This is a genomic window from Bacillus songklensis (assembly GCF_042649685.1).
GTDB lineage: Bacteria > Bacillota > Bacilli > Bacillales > Bacillaceae_H > Bacillus_BA > Bacillus_BA songklensis.
On sequence record NZ_JBHRZT010000072.1, the window covers coordinates 400,004 to 420,855 of the forward strand.

24 protein-coding genes, 2 pseudogenes and 1 other annotated feature (1 of these 27 cut by a window edge) are annotated in these 20,852 nt (G+C 39.7%); of the genes and pseudogenes, 16 read left to right on the forward strand and 10 right to left on the reverse strand.

Going from position 1 to position 20,852, the window contains the following annotated elements; all coding sequences use genetic code 11:
• Window positions 1–199, forward strand: a binding site (T-box leader); it begins 46 nt to the left of the window's first position.
• A gap of 51 nt (window positions 200–250) precedes the next feature.
• The 4 genes and pseudogenes from brnQ to ACFOU2_RS20820 all read left to right on the forward strand — a co-directional run bounded on the left by brnQ (window position 251) and on the right by ACFOU2_RS20820 (window position 3,631).
• On the forward strand, window positions 251–1,573 hold the full coding sequence (gene brnQ, locus ACFOU2_RS20805; protein ID WP_377918207.1) for a branched-chain amino acid transport system II carrier protein: 1,323 nt from the start codon (window positions 251–253) through the stop codon (window positions 1,571–1,573).
• A gap of 57 nt (window positions 1,574–1,630) precedes the next feature.
• Entirely contained in the window at window positions 1,631–1,768 is a 138-nt protein-coding gene (gene fbpA / locus ACFOU2_RS20810) for a Fur-regulated basic protein FbpA (RefSeq protein WP_377918208.1), read from the forward strand.
• 180 nt (window positions 1,769–1,948) lie between these two features.
• Window positions 1,949–2,260: pseudogene (locus tag ACFOU2_RS20815) on the forward strand (GNAT family N-acetyltransferase); the annotation flags it as partial.
• A gap of 138 nt (window positions 2,261–2,398) precedes the next feature.
• A complete protein-coding gene (locus ACFOU2_RS20820; RefSeq protein WP_377918209.1) occupies window positions 2,399–3,631 on the forward strand; it encodes an aminopeptidase in 1,233 nt (410 codons plus the stop codon).
• A gap of 271 nt (window positions 3,632–3,902) precedes the next feature.
• Here ACFOU2_RS20820 and ACFOU2_RS20825 read toward each other — a convergent pair whose 3' ends face one another.
• Complete coding sequence (locus tag ACFOU2_RS20825) at window positions 3,903–4,025, reverse strand: GapA-binding peptide SR1P (RefSeq protein WP_377918210.1); 123 nt, start codon at window positions 4,023–4,025, stop codon at window positions 3,903–3,905.
• A 422-nt stretch (window positions 4,026–4,447) separates the two neighbouring features.
• Here ACFOU2_RS20825 and ACFOU2_RS20830 point away from each other — a divergent pair, with 422 nt between their 5' ends.
• Entirely contained in the window at window positions 4,448–4,786 is a 339-nt protein-coding gene (locus tag ACFOU2_RS20830; protein WP_377918211.1) for a MerR family transcriptional regulator, read from the forward strand.
• Between the two features lie 206 nt (window positions 4,787–4,992).
• Here the strand turns inward: ACFOU2_RS20830 and ACFOU2_RS20835 are convergent, their stop codons facing one another.
• Window positions 4,993–5,400 (reverse strand): hypothetical protein, encoded by a 408-nt coding sequence (locus ACFOU2_RS20835; protein ID WP_377918212.1) that lies wholly within the window; start codon window positions 5,398–5,400, stop codon window positions 4,993–4,995.
• Window positions 5,401–5,554: 154 nt separating this feature from the next.
• Window positions 5,555–5,743, reverse strand: coding sequence for a hypothetical protein (locus ACFOU2_RS20840; protein WP_377918213.1), 189 nt, complete (start codon window positions 5,741–5,743; stop codon window positions 5,555–5,557).
• Window positions 5,744–5,953: 210 nt separating this feature from the next.
• Here ACFOU2_RS20840 and ACFOU2_RS20845 point away from each other — a divergent pair, with 210 nt between their 5' ends.
• The 3 genes from ACFOU2_RS20845 to ACFOU2_RS20855 all read left to right on the forward strand — a co-directional run bounded on the left by ACFOU2_RS20845 (window position 5,954) and on the right by ACFOU2_RS20855 (window position 7,966).
• A complete protein-coding gene (locus tag ACFOU2_RS20845; RefSeq protein WP_377918214.1) occupies window positions 5,954–6,994 on the forward strand; it encodes a LysM peptidoglycan-binding domain-containing protein in 1,041 nt (346 codons plus the stop codon).
• Window positions 6,995–7,352: 358 nt separating this feature from the next.
• Window positions 7,353–7,499: a hypothetical protein gene (locus ACFOU2_RS20850; RefSeq protein ID WP_377918215.1), complete on the forward strand. Its 147-nt coding sequence runs from the start codon at window positions 7,353–7,355 to the stop codon at window positions 7,497–7,499.
• A gap of 116 nt (window positions 7,500–7,615) precedes the next feature.
• Window positions 7,616–7,966 carry a DUF1033 family protein gene (locus tag ACFOU2_RS20855; protein WP_377918216.1) on the forward strand — a complete coding sequence of 117 codons (351 nt, stop codon included), beginning with the start codon at window positions 7,616–7,618 and terminating at the stop codon, window positions 7,964–7,966.
• A gap of 166 nt (window positions 7,967–8,132) precedes the next feature.
• On the opposite strand, the gene ACFOU2_RS20860 is transcribed toward ACFOU2_RS20855, so the two are convergent.
• A complete protein-coding gene (locus ACFOU2_RS20860) occupies window positions 8,133–8,351 on the reverse strand; it encodes a hypothetical protein (protein WP_377918217.1) in 219 nt (72 codons plus the stop codon).
• Between the two features lie 214 nt (window positions 8,352–8,565).
• On the opposite strand from ACFOU2_RS20860, the gene ACFOU2_RS20865 reads away from it, so the two are divergent.
• A complete protein-coding gene (locus ACFOU2_RS20865; protein WP_377918218.1) occupies window positions 8,566–9,051 on the forward strand; it encodes a GNAT family N-acetyltransferase in 486 nt (161 codons plus the stop codon).
• 181 nt (window positions 9,052–9,232) lie between these two features.
• A complete protein-coding gene (locus ACFOU2_RS20870; RefSeq protein WP_377918219.1) occupies window positions 9,233–10,816 on the forward strand; it encodes a cation:proton antiporter in 1,584 nt (527 codons plus the stop codon).
• Window positions 10,817–11,038: 222 nt separating this feature from the next.
• Here the strand turns inward: ACFOU2_RS20870 and ACFOU2_RS20875 are convergent, their stop codons facing one another.
• Entirely contained in the window at window positions 11,039–11,365 is a 327-nt protein-coding gene (locus ACFOU2_RS20875) for a helix-turn-helix domain-containing protein (protein ID WP_377918220.1), read from the reverse strand.
• A 492-nt stretch (window positions 11,366–11,857) separates the two neighbouring features.
• On the opposite strand from ACFOU2_RS20875, the gene ACFOU2_RS20880 reads away from it, so the two are divergent.
• The gene (locus tag ACFOU2_RS20880) at window positions 11,858–12,097 is read left to right on the forward strand and encodes an HAD hydrolase-like protein (protein WP_377918221.1); all 240 of its coding nucleotides are present in this window, start codon (window positions 11,858–11,860) and stop codon (window positions 12,095–12,097) included.
• Window positions 12,098–12,132: 35 nt separating this feature from the next.
• Window positions 12,133–12,429 carry an HAD-IA family hydrolase gene (locus tag ACFOU2_RS20885; RefSeq protein WP_377918222.1) on the forward strand — a complete coding sequence of 99 codons (297 nt, stop codon included), beginning with the start codon at window positions 12,133–12,135 and terminating at the stop codon, window positions 12,427–12,429.
• A gap of 155 nt (window positions 12,430–12,584) precedes the next feature.
• On the opposite strand, the gene ACFOU2_RS20890 is transcribed toward ACFOU2_RS20885, so the two are convergent.
• Window positions 12,585–12,944 (reverse strand): ion channel, encoded by a 360-nt coding sequence (locus ACFOU2_RS20890; RefSeq protein WP_377918223.1) that lies wholly within the window; start codon window positions 12,942–12,944, stop codon window positions 12,585–12,587.
• A gap of 345 nt (window positions 12,945–13,289) precedes the next feature.
• Between ACFOU2_RS20890 and ACFOU2_RS20895 the strand changes: the two genes are divergently transcribed.
• On the forward strand, window positions 13,290–14,384 hold the full coding sequence (locus ACFOU2_RS20895) for a nitric oxide synthase oxygenase (protein WP_377918224.1): 1,095 nt from the start codon (window positions 13,290–13,292) through the stop codon (window positions 14,382–14,384).
• A 15-nt stretch (window positions 14,385–14,399) separates the two neighbouring features.
• Here ACFOU2_RS20895 and ACFOU2_RS20900 read toward each other — a convergent pair whose 3' ends face one another.
• Window positions 14,400–14,708: a hypothetical protein gene (locus ACFOU2_RS20900; protein ID WP_377918225.1), complete on the reverse strand. Its 309-nt coding sequence runs from the start codon at window positions 14,706–14,708 to the stop codon at window positions 14,400–14,402.
• A 188-nt stretch (window positions 14,709–14,896) separates the two neighbouring features.
• On the opposite strand from ACFOU2_RS20900, the gene ACFOU2_RS20905 reads away from it, so the two are divergent.
• On the forward strand, window positions 14,897–16,120 hold the full coding sequence (locus ACFOU2_RS20905; RefSeq protein WP_377918687.1) for an MFS transporter: 1,224 nt from the start codon (window positions 14,897–14,899) through the stop codon (window positions 16,118–16,120).
• A gap of 213 nt (window positions 16,121–16,333) precedes the next feature.
• Entirely contained in the window at window positions 16,334–16,423 is a 90-nt protein-coding gene (locus ACFOU2_RS20910) for a putative holin-like toxin (RefSeq protein WP_377918226.1), read from the forward strand.
• A 187-nt stretch (window positions 16,424–16,610) separates the two neighbouring features.
• Here the strand turns inward: ACFOU2_RS20910 and ACFOU2_RS20915 are convergent, their stop codons facing one another.
• The 3 genes and pseudogenes from ACFOU2_RS20915 to ACFOU2_RS20925 all read right to left on the reverse strand — a co-directional run.
• Window positions 16,611–16,775: a hypothetical protein gene (locus ACFOU2_RS20915; protein ID WP_377918227.1), complete on the reverse strand. Its 165-nt coding sequence runs from the start codon at window positions 16,773–16,775 to the stop codon at window positions 16,611–16,613.
• A gap of 67 nt (window positions 16,776–16,842) precedes the next feature.
• The gene (locus ACFOU2_RS20920) at window positions 16,843–17,205 is read right to left on the reverse strand and encodes a hypothetical protein (RefSeq protein ID WP_377918228.1); all 363 of its coding nucleotides are present in this window, start codon (window positions 17,203–17,205) and stop codon (window positions 16,843–16,845) included.
• A gap of 416 nt (window positions 17,206–17,621) precedes the next feature.
• Window positions 17,622–18,265 (reverse strand): annotated as a pseudogene (locus ACFOU2_RS20925) (aminotransferase class I/II-fold pyridoxal phosphate-dependent enzyme); the annotation flags it as partial.
• Window positions 18,266–18,521: 256 nt separating this feature from the next.
• Between ACFOU2_RS20925 and recQ the strand changes: the two are divergent.
• The gene (gene recQ / locus ACFOU2_RS20930; RefSeq protein ID WP_377918229.1) at window positions 18,522–20,645 is read left to right on the forward strand and encodes a DNA helicase RecQ; all 2,124 of its coding nucleotides are present in this window, start codon (window positions 18,522–18,524) and stop codon (window positions 20,643–20,645) included.
• Window positions 20,646–20,852: the final 207 nt, after the last annotated feature.

Here is a 20,852-nt window from a genome sequence, read left to right on the forward strand (position 1 = left end):
AGAGTTGACATGTTGCTGAAAGTCAATGTTCAGGATGTAGCCGAATATCATCTCGGAGATGCAAAGCTGAAAGGATCAGTAAGCTTTTGCCGGATTGTCCGCCGTTAAAAGGAACACGTATGATCGTACGTTGAACTGAGTGCTGCATGTTTTTTTCGTGCGGAATTAGGGTGGTAACGCGAGTAAACTCGTCCCTATTTTGAGGGATGGGTTTTTTTATTTGTCTTTCATTATTAGAGGAGGTCAAATTATGACATCATTATCAAGAAAGGATACATTGTTTGTTGGCTTAATGTTGTTTGCCCTGTTTTTTGGCGCCGGCAACCTCATCTTTCCGCCGTTTTTGGGGCAGGAAGCAGGAGGAAATTTCTGGCCGGCAATCCTTGGATTTATCATCACGGGGGTAGGACTCCCAGTACTCACTGTCATCGCCATTGCATTGGCGAAAGATGGTGTCCAAACTTTAGGAAATCGGGTCCATCCCTTGTTTAGCGTCATCTTTGCTACGGCGGTTTATTTGTCCATCGGGCCGTTTATGGGAATTCCGCGCGGAGCAAACGTTGCATTCGAGATGGGTGTCAAGCCGTTCTTAAGTACACCGGATTCGAAGATGGCCTTATTTATTTTTACGGTGGTCTTCTTTTTCCTTGTATATTGGCTAAGTTTGAATCCATCTAAATTAGTGGATCGGATCGGAAATTTATTAACCCCGGTTCTTCTGATCGGAATTGCCCTGCTTGGTGCCGGAGGTCTTATGAAATTTGACGGGAACCTTGGGAAAACATCGGCAAAATATGCGGAATCTCCTGTATTTTCAGGAGTAATGGAAGGATATTTAACGATGGATACCATTGCGGCATTGGCTTTTGGAATTGTAGTGGTTACTTCTATTCAAGCAAAAGGGGTTACGGACCGAAAAAGCATCGTCAAAGTAACATTGAAAGCCGGCGTGATTGCCGGTATCGGTCTGGCGGCTGTGTATTTGGTTGTTGGCCTTTTGGGTGCCAAGATGGCGGGAACATATGAAAATGGCGGTCAATTGTTGACGGTGGCTGCTAAACAAGTATATGGTCAAGCTGGTTTAATGCTTCTTGGATTAATCGTTATGCTTGCATGCTTTACGACATGTGTCGGACTGGTCGTTGCGACGAGCCAATTTTTTGTTAAGCTTCTTCCGAAAGTATCGTACAAAATGTTTGTATCCATGATCACGCTTGTCAGCTTTTTGGTTGCCAATCTCGGGCTGAACCAGATTATTTCTTTATCCGTACCGGTCTTAATCATCATCTATCCAATCACGATTGTTCTTGTGGCATTATCGTTCTGTCACCAGGCATTTCAAGGTTCACGCCTTGTGTATGCAGGAGCGTTACTCGGTACAGGAATTATGAGTTTGTATGATGGAATGAAGATGTTTGGCTTTGAGACAGATGTTTTAACTTCTTTATTTGAACTCATTCCGTTATATACAGTGGGCCTAGGATGGGTTATCCCAGCCGTTGCAGGGGGATTGATCGGATATACAGTACATTTCATCGCAAAGCAAACAGTCGGCAAAACGATTGTACATTGATGTCGATTAATATATTCAGATAATTCTGTTATTATCACGGGAGAGAGGGAATAAAAAATGATGGGGGTAAACGAACAATCATTGTTAATCTATCGTTTGATTAGTCAAGGGGTATATAAAACAGGGGATGGACAGCATTTATACGAATTAAACGAAAAGCAGTTAAGAGAATTAGTGGACAAGGTAGAGAAATAAAAAGAAACAAAAAGGATAGAGAAAGCAATCGTCTGCTTCTTCTATCCTTTTTATCATTTCGTTAATATTGTAGTTGTAATTTGCGTATTAAGCCATCGGGACAGCTGCTGTATGTGATCGGGCGAAACAAATAATGGAGTTATACGAGAGAACCAAAGAAGACATTTTGGAGTATCAGCATCAGAGGTAGTCGGAAGCGTCCAGTTACATTTATGCACTAAGCAGAACGGTAGTCATAGAGGGGAAATCGGAAAATTAATGACACATCCTAATTTTAGACGTAATGGTATTGGTCGTTCATTAATGCAAAAAGCTGAAGAAAGAGCAAAACAAGAAGATAGGTCGCTTTTAGTTCTCGATACAAGAGAAGGGGACCCTTCTAATCACCTATATACTTCAATAGGTTTTGTTGAATCGGGACGGATCCCTAACTATGCCAAGTCGGCAAATGGGGAACTGCATACAACCGTTTTTTATTATAAATCTTTTTAACTTGACCATTAAGAATAATGATTATACGGATAGAGCTGTATCCTATTTTGTCAAAGAACAGGTATGATGTTCAATTGCTAGAACATCAAGAATTTTCATGCTAAAATGGGGAGAAATAATAGGAAGGGAAGAAAAGATATGGGAAACTTCGAGGGAAATCTTGAGAAATATGCGGATTTGGCCGTTCGTGTAGGGGTCAATATTCAAAAAGGGCAAACATTAGTAATCAATGCTCCTCTTGCTGCAGCGGAATTTGTTCGCAAAGCAGCAAAAAAAGCATATGAAGCAGGCGCGAAGAATGTTCACGTGGAGTGGAATGACGATGAGTTGACAAGAACGAAATATGAGTTGGCTCCGGATGAAGCGTTTAATGAGTTTCCATTGTGGAAAGCAAAAGGCTATGAAGAGATGGCAGAAAACGGTGCGGCATTCCTTTCGATTACAGCATCAAACCCGGATTTGTTAAAGGGGATTAATCCAGACCGCATCGCAGCTGCCAACAAAGCGGCAGGAGCGGCGATGTCAACATATCGCCAGTACATTCAAGCCGATAAAGTAAGCTGGTCTGTCATTGCCGTTCCATCAAAAGAATGGGCAAAGAAAGTATTCCCTGCTGCAGCTGAAGAAGAAGCAGTCCAGCTCTTATGGGATGCGATTTTTAAAGCGACGAGAATTGATCTGGAAGATCCGGTTCAGGCGTGGAAAGAACATGACCAAAACTTACATACAAAAGCCGGGTATTTAAATAGTAAAAAATATAAAAAGCTTCATTATAAAGCACCGGGAACGGATTTAACGGTGGAACTTCCTGAAAAACATATTTGGATAGGCGCGGGCAGTGTAAGCGAAAAAGGCAACTCCTTTATGGCTAACATGCCGACAGAAGAGGTATTCACCGTTCCGTTAAAAGAAGGTGTTAACGGTACCGTGACAAGTACAAAGCCCCTGAGTTACGGCGGCAACTTAATCGAAAACTTTACCTTAACATTTGAAAGCGGCCGTATTGTTGATATTAAAGCAGAAACGGGATATGAAACTTTAAAACGATTAGTCGAAACGGATGAAGGATCTCATTACTTAGGAGAAGTTGCGCTTGTGCCGCATAGTTCCCCAATTTCCCAATCCAATATCATTTTCTACAATACGTTGTTTGATGAAAACGCCTCTAATCATTTTGCGATCGGTAATGCGTATGCATTTTGTCTGGAAGGCGGCAAACAAATGTCTAAAGAAGAACTGGCGGAAAACGGTGCAAACACGAGCATTACTCACGTAGACTTCATGATTGGTTCTGCGGAAATGGACATCGACGGTGAGCTTTTGGACGGAACGAAAGAGCCAATCTTCCGAAACGGAAATTGGGCGTTTTAATTTATATGTTGATACAAAAGGGTTTTAAGAGATATATCCCTTATATTGGTCACGCATTGGTCACAGAATGATTGGTATCACTGAAAAGATGGTCTAATTTAGTAGCCACTTCCTGTTGCATGCTCGGCAGGACGTGGGTGTACCCTCTCCAATATATACAAAATGATCAAATTCCATAAATAAAAAAACGCTTAAAATCCGATTATAAATTGGACTTTAAGCGTTTTTAGTTCTCATGACGGTTTTTTCTTTTTTCGTGTTTGTCACCTAATTATTTCGACCCTTCTTCTTGTTTTTCATCACAACAGTTACATTGACCATATAAGGTTGCCACTTTTTCATTCTCAAAATGATCGATTGTATTGTTGCAAATTTGGCAAATGATAGTTCCCATTTTAAAAACTCTCCTTTGGTTGTTTTTTTTGTTAATACTCTTAATGGTTAAAATTGTAAACGTTTTAATTTTGTTATTGATATTATAATAGTATGTCATATTTATTTTGTCAACCATAAATAGTATAGCACAATTAAGAGATTTATATAGAATTATATCTAGTCTACTTTGGGAGTACTTTTTCTTATGGAACCAGTCTTACGAAATAAGGCTTTTACGTATTCATTCGAATTGAAACACCAGGCTGTTCAGTTGTACCAAATTGATTAAGGTCGTGAAGTAGGTATATTTTATGAAAAATATAAGCTATGACACTTTTTCTGTGTTCTTATCCTTTTTTTTACATTCTTTTTACACGATTTTCTTACATTATATGTTAGAATATATAACATAGGGGAAATTGTGAATTTTCAAACAAATAAATGAAGGCGGGGGTATTGTTGGATAATACTAATTCATTTCGTGATAAAAAGGTCATGACGATGGGAATTGTAACGGAAATGACGGGTTTGTCGGAAAGAAGAATTCGCTATTATGAAGCACGAAAACTTATTTTTCCAGACCGTACATCCACGGGCATCCGTAAATACTCCTTCTCTGATATAGAAAAGCTAATGGAAATTGCAGAAAAAGTTGAAGAGGGTGTTCAAACAGATGAAATTCGCAGAGATTTCAAAAAAAGAGAAAATGATGCTAATATGAAGAAAAATATGATTAGAGGTCAATTAAATGCCCATTTTCAACGAACTAATTTAAAATAAACATGTTCATGCATTCATTAAGCGTGCTGTTTTATCATCGATCCTCATATACTGTCATGTTGCAAGTTCTAACATGAAATAGTAAAGTAATCAAGCGAGAAATGCATTTAAATATTTTCCGTCCCATTTCTCGCCGTCTCTTTTTCTAAAAACATATCATACAATGTTAGTTCATATAAAATTGTATGATATGTTTTTTTACTTTCTTATTTCTTTTTCTCTGGATTTAGCCTTTGACTATGTATATAGATTTTATTGGCTAAAAATAAAGTGATGCCAATCATGAGAATCTCAAATAGAAATATTAATGCGATTGGGACACTATTAAGCCACATGGTCATGACAATAAATGAGCCTGCCGCCAGATCAGCCGAAATAACGGCAAAAATTCGAATCTTTTTCATCTTACTGCGTTCTATACCTGTACCGCCCAATTCTTCCTTATACCAACCTATAAATCCAAATAAAAAATACAAAGTGAGTACTGTTGCCATTATGATGGCTGGAAACGAAGAGGTGTCGAGGAAATCAGCAGGTTTTACGAGCCTAAATGCCGCTTGAAAGCAAATTAAAATAAAAATGCCCATACATGCAATTAAATTACGTTTTAACATCTATCATTCACCCTTGTTGTATTCTTCAATTTAACATTTTTCTAGTTAACAATACCTCTTTGCATGCAATATTTCCAGCATTTTTTCTTTTAAAGTTTTATCATTCGAGGAAAAAGCCTTGGATAAAAATCCTAAGGCTTTTTCCATTTGCATTTTAAAATGTGGATGAATCTTCTTTATTGGATGAAAGGGCAGCCTCGTTTGTTGGCAAGGCATTTTCGGTCTTCTCCGCATTAGAAATATTTTTCGGAGTCCCACTGGTGTCGACATTTCCTCCAAGGGCTTGACTTACTGTTCCGGTGAAGTTCATTTGATGGTCAGGGATTTGTTGTTTTTTCGTCATTGAAATCTCTCCTTTCAAGGATTAACGTTTCCCAATCCACAAAAAAACTTGCGAAAATTTATTTTTGACCACCATAAAAGTTACCAATAGAGCGAAATTTTATAAAGGTTACCATATTTTACTTGAGATTCATGTCTGAAGAGTGGGATATGGTTTAAATCTTCTATTATATATAACACAAGATGCAGCAATACGGAGGTCAATCAAATAATGAAGATAGCAATGAGCTTTGAAAATCCAAACAAAATTGGAATTACGAGGGAAGAATACAAAGAACGAATAAAAGAATTAAAAAGCCAAAAGTTTGAATCTAAAATCGTAAAAATTATTGGAGTGTCGACTGACTGGATCAAAGGAAGATTACGAAAGGTTGTATTGGCCGTTGTGATTCTTGCAAACGGGCTATTCGCCACTCAGGCTTTTGCTTGTAATGAATATAAGGTACAGGCCGGCGACAATTGGGATAAACTCTCCAAGCGAAGCGGCTTTACAATTGAATATTTAAAACAAATCAACGGGAAAGAGACAAACGTCTTAAAGATAGGTGAAACTGTGGTTTTACCTGATATAGAAGAACATCTTACCGAGGTAGAAGACTATGAAACGCTCAACACAGACATTCTGATAAAAAAAGCGATAAATAACCAACAAAAGGAAAATGAAAAACGGAGTCAAGTAGATCAAGACGAAAAAGTCCATATCGTGAAAAACGGAGACAATTTATGGAGAATCGCAAGAAATCATCATACAACCGTTGAAAAAATCATGGATGATAACCATTTAACTTCCACAAAGCTAAAGCCGGGTCAAAAAATGATCATTAAGCAGACAGAAACAATAAACAGTAAGCCTGTCGGTTCGAAAGATTCAGAACAAAGTTCCAATGAAAATTTATCTTCTTACAAAGAAACGAGTTATATCGTGAAAAATGGAGATAATTTATGGAAAATTGCAAGAGGTCACCACACAACCGTTGAACGCCTTATGACAGATAATCAATTATCCTCATCTAATCTTAAGGTGGGCCAAAAAATCGCTATTAGACATCAAAACGTCAAAACTGTTACAGCTAAAATGACAGATATTGGAGATCCGACAACCGCTTATTTTACGAGAGAAGACGGTACAGAATTAATTCTTCAAATTCCATACGGAAAAGAATGGGAGATGCAGCTGTTAAGAGGAAAAAAAATGAAGATTACATATGTCGAGCACCATGAGGGCGTGGGTAAGCTTGTTCATTACAGCTGAAACTCGGCATAAGGTGAAAAGAAACTAAAACCTGGATATAAAATAAGAAGGGTGTCCCAAAAGAAAGTACGTTTTTTGTACTTTTGGGACACCCTTCTGCGATGAACCGTCATTAAAAAACCAAAGAAAATCAAGGATTTTAGTAACGGTTCATCGCAGAAAAATAGATGATTGTCATTCCCGGGCGGTTTTTGAGTCAGCCCCTTTTATTTTTAGCTTTTTATATTTTTATATGGTTAGTATTAATATGTAGTACGAAAAGGAAACATAATTCAGATGAATAGGTTGTTTTTGCCACCGTTGAAAAAATATATTTTGCCTACAATAAAAGTGAAAAGACATGAAGGAGGCCAAACTGATGGATAAAAGAGAACAATCCAAAGATACAGGCAAATTAACGAACTACCAATACGGTACAGAAAAAGACCAAAGAACACCTCATACAAACGGAAAAGGTCTTTTAGGCAAGGGGGCAAGTGTGACTTCTGAAAATGATACAATTTAGAATCGAAATTGTAATATGAGTTTTTGAACAACAATATTTGCTGCAACGCATTTTATTTTCCATTTATGCCTTTTTCTCTTATAATGTTTCTAAACATACAACGAGGAGAGGTTATCATGAGCCAACAATGGAGTGTATGTAAAACAAAAGGAGATTGCGAGCCATGGTTGTTTTTAGACGGCTGGCAAGATGAAATCACAGATCGCTTTTCGTTTGACCAACAGAACGAGGCTTTAGAAAAATATGCCCAATTAATTAAAGAATATAGAAATAAATTCGAATCTGAAAAAGAGACGAATTTGTCTCTTTATAGTTTCTGGAACGAAGGTGATGAACATTACTGTGAAGCTTGTGATGATTATTTGCAAGTCTTTTACGGAATTGTGTTCATGAAAGACGATAAAGTTTATGAACTAGGAAAAGATGAAAAAGCAGCACACTATTTTTTCGACTTATTAAAAAGATAATAAAAAGAACAAAAGAGGTTGGCTCAAAAGCCTGCAATGGATGATTACAATCCATTTTTTCTTTGATGAACCGTTACCAAAACCCTTGATTTTCCTGGAATTTTAATGACGTTCCTCACAGGAGGGTGTTCCAGAAGTGCGTTTTTCTACTTGGACACCCTCTTTCTTACATTTGTTTGTAGACAACGGCAAAACAATCAAACCAATACGCGAACTCTTCAAAAGATAGGCGTACTGGAAAATCCCATCTTTCCAAAAAACACTCCAACATCTCTTCATCTGCATCTTCGAATATCTTTGATAATTCAAGCGGATATCGAATGTGTTGAAAAAGAGGCTTGAAGCCAAACGAATCAAATACATCTTCGATTTGCTGTGGAGTCATATTTGGTCCTCCTATTATATTCATCACGAATAAATGCTCAGTAAGATCGCGGCGATTAATATTCACTTTATCATTATAGGAAAACAACAGGGGGATTAAACAAGAAAGAAAAATGGTATTTTGGAGTCTTTGATAGAAAGGTGACATTTATAGTAGTTCCCTTATATAATAGAAACGAGAAAATGTTAAAGCTATTATCGAGAGGAAAAACAAAATGAATATCCGAAAAGCCAAACAAGAAGATTTGCCTGTCCTTGTTTCCATTTATAATCAGGCAATATTGAACACAACTGCTACATTTGATTTTACACCTGTGTCTATTGAAGACCGGCAAAGCTGGTTCGATGAGCATAAGGGCCGCTTTCCGCTTATTGTGGCAGAAGAAGGGAATATCGTAATGGGCTATGCTTCCTTATCAAGGTATCACTCAAAAGAGGCATATAACCGCACCGTCGAAATATCTATTTATATAGATGAACGCCATCAAGGAAAAGGAGTCGGAAAGCAACTGCTCGCTCATATCATTGAATTGGGTAAAACACTCGGCTATCATGTGATTATTGCTTGCATTACAAAGGGCAATAATACAAGCGTGAAGCTTCATGAACAGTATGGATTTATTAAATGCGGCGAGATGAGGGAAGTAGGTTTTAAATTTAACAGCTGGCAGGATGTGTTGTATTACCAGCTTATATTGTAAGAGAAAAGGTCAAAACATTTGGTTGTTTTGACCTTTTCTTTTGTATAAAAAAACTATATCCCTCACATCGAAGGGGGAAACAATAGAAAGTCATACATAAAAAAAGAAACCCCCGGAAAATTAATAAAGAGAATTTTCCGGAAATCAATGAACCGTTTATATGAGAAAGGGGAATATGGACTTGGGGGAGTTAGATCTTCACTATGTGTTTGAACTTGGATTGATTCTTGTTATTGTGGCAGCCGGAGTCACTGCCGTTGCGAAAAAGTTTAAGCAGCCGTATTCCATCGCATTGGTTATTGTCGGAGCCCTCATTGGTTTACTCGACATCCCGGTATTGGAACCGCTCAAGCTGTTTATAACAGAAGGAGAAATATTTAATTTTGTTGTCATCACACTGTTTCTGCCCGCATTACTGGGAGAGGCCTCATTGAAGCTGCCGTTTTCACATTTGCGGGAAAATAAAGGGCCGATTCTTGCATTGGCGTTTGGGGGGACATTGCTTTCTTTTTTGATTGTCGGTTTTTCGGCTTATTATTTATTTGATTTTTCCTTGACAGCCTCCTTTGTATTTGCGTCCTTAATGAGTGCAACAGATCCGATAAGCGTGCTGTCCATTTTCAAAACTCTTGGCGTACATAAACGTTTGTCCATTGTAGTGGAAGGGGAGAGCTTATTCAATGACGGTTTGGCGGTCGTCTTGTTTAAAATATCAGCCTTTTCACTGCTTGCATATATAGAAGCAGGGTGGGCTGGATTTGGATATGGATTATGGGAGTTTGTCAAAGTTATTTCGCTTGGAATTATGATCGGAGGAGCACTCGGTTATGGTTTTTCTAAGCTAACGAGCTATTTTGACGATTACCCGCTTGAAATTATTTTTAGTGTCATATTGTTTTACGGCTCTTTCCTCATCGCTGAAGGCGTCCATGCATCAGGGGTGATTGCCGTGGTCGTCGCCGCCTTGATATTCGGCAATTACGGAGCGCGGATCGGGATGAGCCCGACCACGAAGCTAAACATCCGCAACTTTTGGGAAGTGGGGGCGCTTTTGGCCAATTCTCTTGTATTCTTAATGGTAGGGCTAGAGATTACACGAATTGACGTTAAGGATAAATGGGCATATGTATTAGCCGCAATCGTCGTCGTCCTGATTGCGAGAAGTGTGGCAGTCTATATAAGTATGGCCTTTATCAAAAATTTTCCCGCCTCGTGGAAACATATCATTAACTGGGGAGGGTTAAAAGGCTCGTTATCGATTGCGCTTGTGTTGAGCCTGCCGCGTGATTTCTCCGGGAGGGAAGATGTATTGCTGCTGGCATTTAGCGTCGTTTTATTTTCTTTGGTTTTTCAAAGCCTTACCATCAAGCCTTTGACCTCCATACTAAGAATCGTGACAAAAAGTGAGGGTTTTGAAGAATATGAAGCACTCATCGCCCGATTGCACCGCTATGAAGCAGCAATAAGAGAAATTCATCAAGTTAAAAACAAACTATTTGTCACAGAACCTATCTCCAGTGAGTTAATACGGCAATATAACATTGAAATTCAAAACATCTATAAAAGTTTGGAGCGGTTGTTCAATCAGCATCCGATCCTAAAAGCAAAGCAGCTGGAATCGTTACGCAAACATGTGTTATACGCAGAGCATGAAGCGATTGATCAATTGGTAAGGGAAGATATCATTTCCACGGATATAGCTGAAAAAGAACATGAACATGTAACGGATTTAATCGTCCAATTAGAAGAGCGGCAGAATTCTTAGCGATGCTTGATGAGATTTCCGCAGATGGCCGCCTAGGAAAAAGAATAGGGAGAGACTTGCTTGAAGAAGCAATCGAATGTAAAACGCCCAAGCCGTATATAAAAAAGAGGGATTAACTTCTCATTAATTTTATACCAGAAAAAGCGGATCAAAAACGAAAATCGAAAATACATAAGATTTTTTTGATTTTCGTTTTTGGAGATGGTTGGATAACAGAAATTGTTACTTCAACCAATTATCATTACTTTGCTTGAGTTTAATGATAAGGTCTGCAATCACTTCTTCTAAATCTTTAATTTTCGTTTTCAAAATTCCGTTCTCTCTTTTTAATTTTTCTTTTTCTGATTCTTTTTCGTTTTCTATTTTGAGAGAGTGGGTTCTTTCGATTTTTGGAAGGGATTGTTCCTGGGTATTTTTCGAAAGTTGGGTCATTTCTTTTTTCCAATTATAAATAGTGGAGATGTGGACACCCAGAAGAGAAGAAACTTCTTTCGGTTTTAAGCCTTGTTGAAGGAGCGTTTGCGCTTTTTGTTTTTCTTCGTTTTTCACGTTCATCTTCCATCCTCCTTGTAAACGCGCTTAATGTCTAGAATATTCTAATAATATTTTATCGAATGATGGATCGTAAAATCAATAAAAACGAAAGAATACATATAGTATATAAAAACGACTATACTTTATTCTAAAACTAAAAAGAATGACAGGGTTCGAACGGTTTGATATGATCAAGGAAACTTCCCTCCGTGGGCCGTTCCTTGATCTCCCACGGAGGGTTAGTCGGTCTTATCGGGCTTTTACACGAGAAAGCAGAGGCGACTGTTTAGCTCTGACGTGCGTTGGAACTCCTGACTAGGAACCGCTTTTTGGTTCTGTAGGAAGGAGTGAAACGTAGGAGGAGCTAGGAGCCGCAGCTAGATTAGGGCAGTGATTCCCTACTTAAGTTTCTACGATTACGCTAAATTTTGAATTGGGGAATCTTGCTGCCCGTTAATGCAGGATAAACAAAGAAAACAGCTGCTTATGCAGTAATGAGGTGGACAAATGAAATTACTATGGGATTTTGACGGAACCATGTTTGATACATATCCGACGATTGTCAAATCATTTAAGGAGTTACTTCCGGATCATGGGGTTTCGGATGAAGAAGTGTTAAAGCAGATGAAAATTTCTTCAGAAGTAGCCGTTCGATATTTTCGGATTGAAAAGAAACTGTTTGATGAAAAGTTTCATACGTTAGAAAAGCAGCTTCATCCGAAAGACAAGCCCCCTTTCCTTATTTAGAAGACGTGCTGAAAAGTGCGGAGCTGAATGTCATTGTGACACATAAATCAAAAGAGTCTACGCTTGAAATATTAGATTGCTACGATATGAAGAAATATTTCACGGAAATCATTACAAAAGATGACGGATATAAAAGAAAGCCGGATATAGGTGCTTATGCTTATTTGCATGACAAGTACGGGATTGACATGGTCATTGGTGATCGTGAGCTTGACTTAAAGCCGGCAAGGGAATTGGGAATCAAGACATGCGCTTTTCAAAATCCAGATTTGGAAGCAGATTATCATCTTTCATCGTATAAAGACTTTTTTGCAGTCGTCGAAAATCGTTAACACTCGGCCATTTATGGTTAAGTGTTTTTTACAGGTATTTGTTTTCACACTGATGTCCACTCAAACAGAGCATTTAACAAAAGAAGAGCAGGAGACACTTAAACGATTATTAGAAAAACTCGTAAAAGGAAAAAGCAGCGATGAGATTTGATCGTTCAATGCTCCTTCATCTTAGATCTGTCGCTCGAAGGGATAAATTGAATAACAATAACGGCAGGCAGTAAATACCCAATAATCGCTTCCAGCATCGCGACTGCACGTGCAAGTCCGAATGGTGTGACATCGCCATAACCGACCGAAAGCAAGGTGATCGCACTGAAATATAAGGAACGGGTTACATAGTCGAGTGGTTGCTGTTGATGAGCGGACGAAGCATAATGGTCTCTTAAATAACCGAGATGGGTCATATCTAATAAAATATAAATCATCGCAAACGTGATAAAAACGTTCATATATAAGATGAAAAAGACTACCATTTTATATAACGATTTTTGTTTATGGATGTATTCAAGCATAACGACCCCTGCTTTCTAAAAAGGCTTGTTTATGTTCAGTATATTGAGGATGAGGGAGAAATAATACGGAGGGTGTCCCCAAAGTAAAAAAAGCATACTTTGGGGACACCCTCCTGTGATGACGGTTCATCGCAGCAAAACAGATGATGTTTATCCTCTAAAGACTATTGAGTCAGCCCAGCAATGGAATGGTCATGAAGAATTCTGTAAAATCAGGGGGGGCCATGACCGACTATTCATTGCTGCATTTTATTCAATTCACGATACTAAAGCTTTGTATAAGCGGAAAGCGTTAACATCAAACTAAAAACATATTTTTGACAATACTGTTCGGAGAGGATAGAAGTGCAGACACAGAACCAACTATTTCAAAAAGCGAAACAATTTATTACGATTTGCTATAGAGAACTTGAGAAAAACGAGAATCAAATCGATAAACGTATCGAGGACATTCAGCGGGAGATTGAGAAAACAGGTACATATTACCATTCATTTGAAGAGCTTGAACATGGGGCTAAAATGGCCTGGCGCAACAGCAATCGCTGTATCGGGCGGTTGTTTTGGAGTTCGCTGCACGTCTTTGATCAACGACAGCTAGAAACAAAGGCAGACATTTTCAAAGCCCTTTGCCATCATATCGAGTATGCGACAAACATGGGAAAAATTCGGCCAACGATTACCATTTTTAAGCCGAAACAGCATGGAAAAGAACAGGTGCGCATTTGGAATCACCAGTTGATTCGATATGCGGGATATGAAACGGAAGATGGAGTGATCGGCGATCCTTCCTCTATAGCCTTTACACGAGTTTGTCAGCAGTTAGGTTGGGAAGGGAAAGGAACCCATTTCGATGTATTGCCTCTTGTCATCCAAGCGGGAGAGAATGAGCCAAAATGGTTTGAGATTCCAAAAGGCATAGTGATGGAAGTTCCAATCAAGCATCCTGAATACCAATGGTTTGAAGATCTCCATATTAAATGGTATGCGGTACCGCTCATTTCAGATATGAAGCTTGAAGTAGGGGGAATCGAATATGTGGCCGCTCCGTTTAACGGCTGGTACATGGAAACCGAAATAGGGGCCCGAAACCTGGCGGATACCTACCGTTACAACATGCTGCCAAAAGTCGCATCCTTAATGGGCTTAAATACAGACACGAATGCTACGCTTTGGAAAGATAAAGCGCTTGTTGAGCTCAACATTGCAATATTGCACTCATACAAGGAAGCAGGCGTCAGCATTGTCGACCACCATACCGCTGCCGGTCAGTTTAAGTTATTTGAAGAAAAGGAAAGTGAATGCGAACGCCATGTGACAGGGGATTGGACATGGCTGATTCCGCCCGTTTCGCCGGCGACGACCCATATCTTCCATAAGCTTTACGATAATGAAATTGTTCTCCCGAATTACTTTTATCAGGAACAGCCTTATAAAAGCTGAACCTTATGCAGACAATTAATCAATGGCCGATTCAATTTTATTAAGGACATTTAGTTTCACAGCAGGTTTGGCTGCACCGAATAGAACAGACGCGAAACTAACTTGTTTATATTTAACGAAGTTTAAAATGCGTAATGTGCTTATGTATGTTTCAATGATTTCCTCGTGTAAGGCATTTGAAGGATATTCTGTTAAATCAATCGCTTTTTGGATTACTTCTTTCGGCAAGTCTTTTAAAAGTTTTTTTCCTTCTTTCATGCTCCAAATAAATTCACCTTTTATATTTGCTGCTTGCATGGCATTTAATACACTTTGATCTAACATCATCCACACTCCTTTTTTCATTTTTTTCGTTGTCTGTTAGTACGTGTATACCCGCTTTTTTGTAAGGTACACCTCTTTTTATAAAAATTTTTTTGAAAATTTATTTCCCTACCCGAAATAGTTGTGGATGGTGTAATATGGAAGAGGATCTAAAGATTTGGAATGTTTGTGAAGGAAGGGAGTTAAATATGCAAGCAGCTGTCAAAACAACCAGTATCCCGGCCCAAACGGTGTATCGCATTTTATTCGCGATTAGTCTGGGCCACTTTTTGAATGATTCGATGCAGGCGGTCGTACCGGCTTTGTTTCCGATCCTGGAAAAGTCGATGAATCTGAACTATACACAAATTGGGTGGATTGCGTTTGCGCTCAATATGACATCTTCTGTCATGCAGCCGATGTTTGGATATTATGCAGATAAGAAGCCATCCCCGTTTTTATTGCCTGTGGGAATGTTTTTAAGCATGCTGGGGATGATTGGTTTGGCATTTTCACCTAATTTCTATTTTATTCTATTGTCGGTTTTGTTTATTGGGTTTGGCTCTGCCATCTTTCATCCGGAAGGGGCAAGAGTGGCATACATGGCAGCAGGGGCGAAGAGAGGGTTGGCCCAGTCGATCTACCAAGTAGGCGGGAACACGGGCAATGCGATGGCTCCGCTGTATACCGCTTTTATTTTTGTCTCCTTGGGGCAATTTGGAGCGATTTGGTTTACGGCACTTGCGGGAGGGGCCATTGTCGTATTGCTTTATGTTTCCACATGGTATAAGCAACAGCTTGCTTTTGGGCGGCAATCGAAGAAAACGAAAAGTGCGGCAAAAGCGACGGGTACATTGAACAGGTCCATTAAACTGGCGATTGTGCTTCTCGTCTTCATTACATTTGCCCGTTCCTGGTACAGTGCCGGCATTTCAAACTATTATCAGTTTTATTTAATCGACCATTACGGTTTAACGATCAAAAATGCGCAATTTTATATTTTTATTTTTATGATAGCTGGTGTATTAGGGACATTTTTCGGCGGTCCGTTGGCTGACCGATTTGGCAAACGCAATATCATCTTTGTCTCCATGCTCGGTTCGGCGCCGCTTACGGTGTTATTGCCTCATGTCCCGCTTGGTTGGGTCATTCCGCTTTTCTTTGTGATCGGCTTTATTATGTCTACAAGTTTCAGTGTTACAGTCGTTTACGCCCAGGAACTCATGCCGGGAAAAGTCGGTATGGTATCGGGGCTGATCGTTGGATTTGCCTTTGGAATGGGAGCGATCGGGGCCGTTGCTCTTGGTAAGTTAGCGGACCTTTATAGCCTACGCTTTATTATGATTCTGTGCAGCATGCTGCCGATCCTCGGCGTATTGACATGGCTGTTGCCAAGTGATCAAAAAGTAAGAGAGTGGAATGAAAACACATAAATGGGTTTCACTCAAGTATAGTGTAATTCAATTAATAGAAAAAGGAGTTAAAGATAATAGAGTAATGTATGGAAGAAACGTTCTGTTTAATTCCATTTATCACTAAAATAGGAACAAATGTTCTGTTTCTGAACAGAGAGAAATGGTAGAATGATGATATACAATAGAATGTTTCTCAAGGGTGGTCGGCTAGCTCCCGTTTGAAAGGGGGTGATGCCTTTGTCAGTGTACGAATCATTAACTCTTATGATCTCATTTGCGACCTTAATTATTGCGTTGCTGGCATTTCATCAAAAAAAATAGACCTCCCTTGACATCAATTTTATAAGGGAGAGGTCTATTCCTTCTGTATATAGGCCGATCCTCTGAAGGGAACGTCTATTGTATGACCGGAGTTGTTGCCGCAACTGCGGTCTTTTTTTCTTCTTTTACAGTCATCATACCACATTGTGTTTTAAATAAAAAGAACAAGGAACGAGTAAAAACAATTTTACTTTGACTTTTTCTTATTCATTTGCTTTCCGCTTTTCTTTTGGCTCTGACTTCGGGTGTTCCCTTCTACAAATTCAGATGCCAGTTCTGCGTCAAAATCACTCGCCTGCTTGGCGATTTGTTGGTTGTTTTGATTATTGTTCATTCTGCCTTGTTTTGACATGTCCATTCCTCCAAACATTGATCATTCCTTTTTAATATGAACGAAACCAAATTAAATTATTGAAGTGTTAATGAAAGTTGTGGATGGCAACTTTCTTATTAAGGGATGGATTCTCTCCGTAAGAGCGGTACGTAAACAAAACCTGGCTATCAATGTAGGCTGTTGCATATAAAATATGTTCGCCTTGTTTCCCTTTTGCTTCCATATAAAAAGTAGCTTCTTCGAGATGAAGATGATAAAAGTGGTAAGTAATTCCCAGTAGTGTTTGTTGGGTTCTCATGGTATTTGGATGATGTTGAATGAAGTCAGCTATTTCCTCGACTGTCATCGTTTCATGCTGGAAAAGAGATGTTAACTTATCTTTGACGGATTGTGTTCCCTGCTGGAATATTTGTCTTACGTCTTGATAAATCGATTGCAGTGTATTCATGAACCTCACCTTATTTCAAGTATTCTTATGGTTAGTGTGTCCATAAACGACTGAACATCTCATGTTGGAAAAAAGTGATTTATCCTGATGCCCGGTAATAGCATTTCATACATAAAAAGGAAAAAATGGGGGATGATGAACATAAGCTCTCTGCATAAGTAATGGAGGAGAAGAGATGAACGCCGATAGCAATGAAAAGGATGTTGCGAACATCGGATTGGACTTGCATGCCAACTTCCACCATGGATTTCGATGACATGATTTTTCTATTGCCCTCAAAGCTCGCTTTCGTTTGCATGTTGTTGTCTGTGCTGGTTCCTGTTATTTTTGGAAAACTGCACAATATTTTAAAAAAGTGGGCAGACCCCCACTATAAAGAACAGTCTAAGGAAAGGTAAGATACCAAAAAGCGGAGGTTACTTAACCTCCGCTTTTTGGTTGGCATCGGAGAAAATACCGCTTCGCTCAATATTTTCAAAGCTTGCTGGATTTTTTCTTCTGATTGGACAAGTGCCATTCTTACATAACCTTCACCGGTCGGACCAAAAGCGTGTCCAGGTGTGACAACAACATTGGCACGATCCATGAGAGCATAAGAAAAATCAAGTGAATTCCAGCTTTCAGGAATCCTGGCCCATGCAAACATACTGCCTGCCGGTTTATCAACATGTCAGCCAAGCGAAGCTAGTCCGTCCACTAATAAATCTCTTCGTTTTTGATACATGTCTCGGCTCTGCCTGCAAAAGTCAGCACCGTTTTTTAAAGCGGCAATGGCTGCTTTTTGAACAGGTAAAAATACACCGTAATCAAGATTGGATTTGAACTGGCTTAATGCACGAATAATCTCTTTGTTTCCAATCGTATAGCCGATACGGCAGCCTGCCAGGTTAAAGCTTTTGGAAAGGGAATTCATTTCGATTCCCACATCTTTTGCTCCTTGGACTGACAGAAAACTAAGAGGCTTGTTTCCGTCAAAGTATAGTTCAGAGTAGGCAAAATCATGCACGACGATGATGTCGTGTTTTTTCGCAAAGGAAATGACGTCCGCAAAAAACGATTGTCATCCGCTTATGCGTAAATCATTTAACATGAGAGCGTTTTTTTGCTCATGTTAAATGATTTATGTGGATTCACATATAGATGCATAAAGGAACGGACAGTGATGAATCGATCACTTATGTTAGGATATATACATTAGATAAAAGTAGATTGTCCATCTATAAGATGTTACCCTATACAAAGAGAAAAAACGTTCTGTCAGATGAGTGACAGACAATTTGAATGAAGAGAGAAATGAAATGGGAGGAATTTCGAGAATGTTGGGACAAGCAAAAGATTATTTACGCCAATATTTCGGTTATAACACATTCCGTACAGGACAGGAGGACATTATCCGGCTTGTGCTGGAAGGTAAGCATACCGCAGGCATTATGCCGACAGGGGGAGGGAAATCGATTTGTTATCAAATTCCGGCCCTGGTGCTGCCAGGCATTACGCTTGTCATTTCACCCCTTATCTCCTTAATGAAAGACCAAGTAGATGCCCTCTTGCAAGTCGGAATCCCCGCTGCTTATATTAATAGTTCTTTGTCTTCTGCCGAGATTCATCAAATACTGATGGAAGCGAGAGAAGGAGAATATAAGCTTCTATACATCGCCCCCGAACGGCTGGAGTCTTTCGCTTTTTTAGAAGAGCTGAAACAACTTCCCGTCCCGCTTGTGGCGATTGATGAAGCTCACTGTATTTCCCAATGGGGGCATGATTTTCGCCCGAGCTATTTGCGAATTGAACAGATGATCCAGCAACTGCCCGATCAGCCGACCATTCTTGCGTTAACGGCTACAGCGACTCCGGAGGTGAGAAGAGACATTTGTGAATCGTTGCATATCCCCTCAGAAAACACAATCATTACCGGGTTTGAACGTGAGAATTTAGCGTTCAAAGTACTAAAAGGGGAAGACCGTTCTGCTTTTATTGAGCAGTATGTTAAGAAAAACGCCGCAGAGTCCGGAATTATTTATGCCGCCACACGGAAAGACGTCGATCATTTGTATGAGCAATTACGAAAAAAAGGATTGAACGTCGGTCGCTATCATGCCGGAATGAGCGATCGTGAACGAGCGGATCAGCAGGAACGGTTTTTGCAGGATGACATTTCGGTCATCGTTGCCACAAATGCGTTTGGAATGGGGATTAATAAATCGAACGTACGGTATGTGATTCACTACCAGCTTCCAAAAAATATGGAAAGCTATTATCAAGAAGCGGGGCGTGCCGGCCGTGACGGGTTGGACAGTGAATGTGTCGTGCTTTTTTCTGCCCAAGATGTCCAGATTCAACGGTTTTTAATCGAGCAGCAACATCTTCATGTGAATCGTCAGCACCAGGAACTCATAAGGTTGCGCCAAATGGTTGACTATGTTCATACGGAAAGTTGCTTGCAATCGTTCATTTTGCAGTATTTCGGGGAAATCGACACAAAACCATGCGGACGCTGCAGCAATTGCACAGATGAGCGTCAGTCTGTCGAGGTCACAAAAGAAGCGCAAATGGTCCTTTCCTGCATGATTCGAATGGGGGAGAGGTTCGGCAAGACGCTGATTGCACAAGTATTAACCGGATCAAATAATAAAAAGGTACGGGAAATGAGGTTCGATGAGCTTTCGACATACGGAATCTTATCGGATCAGACAAGTAAAGATGTCAGTGAGTTTATTGATTTCTTAACATCGGAGGATTATATCGGAGTGACCCAGGGTCCATATCCGGTTTTATATGTGACAAACAAAGGAAAAGAAGTGCTGAGGGGGAATACAGCCGTTTGGCGGAAAGAACGAATGCAAGTCAAGCAAGTGGTCCGGGATGACGAGTTGTTCAATCATTTACGGGAGGTACGTAAACAAGTTGCTGCTAAAGAAAATGTTCCCCCGTTTATGATTTTTTCCGATCAAACGCTGCATGATATGTGCTTAAAGCTGCCCATAACAGATGAGGAGTTTTTAAGTATAAAAGGAGTCGGCGTTCAAAAGCAAGAAAGATACGGTCGCTTTTTTATCCAGGCAATTACCCGATTTTGTGAACAACATCCTGAACGAGAAAGGAAAGTCACTGAAGTTTCATCCGTCAACAAAGTGAAAAAAGAGACAGAGGCGTCCCATCTCATTACATATGAGATGTATCAACAAGGCCATACAATTGCAGACATTTCCCGAGAGCGCGGGTTATCCAATCAAACGGTTGAAGGTCATCTCCTGCGCTGTGCATCAGAAGGAATGGATGTTAATTGGAATGAACTCATTCCGAAGCAGTACGAACCTCTTATCGAACAAGCAATTCAAGCGGTCGGGGCGGAGAAATTAAAACCGATTAAAGAGCAGCTCCCTGAAGAAATCAGCTATTTTATGATAAAAGCTTATATGGTAAAAAAAACGGTTCAATAAAAAAAGAATTGAGGGAATTCCGCCAAGAGTTGAGCAGAAGAAGGCGGGGGAGGTGGAGAGACAGCATTAGCGACTGTTCAAGGGAAAAGACTCCCTCTAAATCCAACACCCCCGCATCGCCTAATCAAGGAACTGGAAAACCGGGTACCGACGATTTATCATTTACCCCATACCGAATGGATAGTTAAGTACATTGGTAGGTCACAT

Excerpts from the sequence above, each read along its gene's own strand:
- brnQ (WP_377918207.1), top strand. The coding sequence starts at position 251 with ATGACATCATTATCAAGAAAGGATACATTGTTTGTTGGCTTAATGTTG.
- fbpA (WP_377918208.1), top strand. The coding sequence starts at position 1,631 with ATGATGGGGGTAAACGAACAATCATTGTTAATCTATCGTTTGATTAGT.
- ACFOU2_RS20820 (WP_377918209.1), top strand. The coding sequence starts at position 2,399 with ATGGGAAACTTCGAGGGAAATCTTGAGAAATATGCGGATTTGGCCGTT.
- ACFOU2_RS20825 (WP_377918210.1), bottom strand. The coding sequence starts at position 4,025 with ATGGGAACTATCATTTGCCAAATTTGCAACAATACAATCGATCATTTT.
- ACFOU2_RS20830 (WP_377918211.1), top strand. The coding sequence starts at position 4,448 with ATGAAGGCGGGGGTATTGTTGGATAATACTAATTCATTTCGTGATAAA.
- ACFOU2_RS20835 (WP_377918212.1), bottom strand. The coding sequence starts at position 5,400 with ATGTTAAAACGTAATTTAATTGCATGTATGGGCATTTTTATTTTAATT.
- ACFOU2_RS20840 (WP_377918213.1), bottom strand. The coding sequence starts at position 5,743 with ATGACGAAAAAACAACAAATCCCTGACCATCAAATGAACTTCACCGGA.
- ACFOU2_RS20845 (WP_377918214.1), top strand. The coding sequence starts at position 5,954 with ATGAAGATAGCAATGAGCTTTGAAAATCCAAACAAAATTGGAATTACG.
- ACFOU2_RS20850 (WP_377918215.1), top strand. The coding sequence starts at position 7,353 with ATGGATAAAAGAGAACAATCCAAAGATACAGGCAAATTAACGAACTAC.
- ACFOU2_RS20855 (WP_377918216.1), top strand. The coding sequence starts at position 7,616 with ATGAGCCAACAATGGAGTGTATGTAAAACAAAAGGAGATTGCGAGCCA.
- ACFOU2_RS20860 (WP_377918217.1), bottom strand. The coding sequence starts at position 8,351 with ATGACTCCACAGCAAATCGAAGATGTATTTGATTCGTTTGGCTTCAAG.
- ACFOU2_RS20865 (WP_377918218.1), top strand. The coding sequence starts at position 8,566 with ATGAATATCCGAAAAGCCAAACAAGAAGATTTGCCTGTCCTTGTTTCC.
- ACFOU2_RS20880 (WP_377918221.1), top strand. The coding sequence starts at position 11,858 with ATGAAATTACTATGGGATTTTGACGGAACCATGTTTGATACATATCCG.
- ACFOU2_RS20890 (WP_377918223.1), bottom strand. The coding sequence starts at position 12,944 with ATGCTTGAATACATCCATAAACAAAAATCGTTATATAAAATGGTAGTC.
- ACFOU2_RS20900 (WP_377918225.1), bottom strand. The coding sequence starts at position 14,708 with ATGTTAGATCAAAGTGTATTAAATGCCATGCAAGCAGCAAATATAAAA.
- ACFOU2_RS20905 (WP_377918687.1), top strand. The coding sequence starts at position 14,897 with ATGCAAGCAGCTGTCAAAACAACCAGTATCCCGGCCCAAACGGTGTAT.
- ACFOU2_RS20910 (WP_377918226.1), top strand. The coding sequence starts at position 16,334 with ATGCCTTTGTCAGTGTACGAATCATTAACTCTTATGATCTCATTTGCG.
- ACFOU2_RS20915 (WP_377918227.1), bottom strand. The coding sequence starts at position 16,775 with ATGTCAAAACAAGGCAGAATGAACAATAATCAAAACAACCAACAAATC.
- ACFOU2_RS20920 (WP_377918228.1), bottom strand. The coding sequence starts at position 17,205 with ATGAATACACTGCAATCGATTTATCAAGACGTAAGACAAATATTCCAG.
- recQ (WP_377918229.1), top strand. The coding sequence starts at position 18,522 with ATGTTGGGACAAGCAAAAGATTATTTACGCCAATATTTCGGTTATAAC.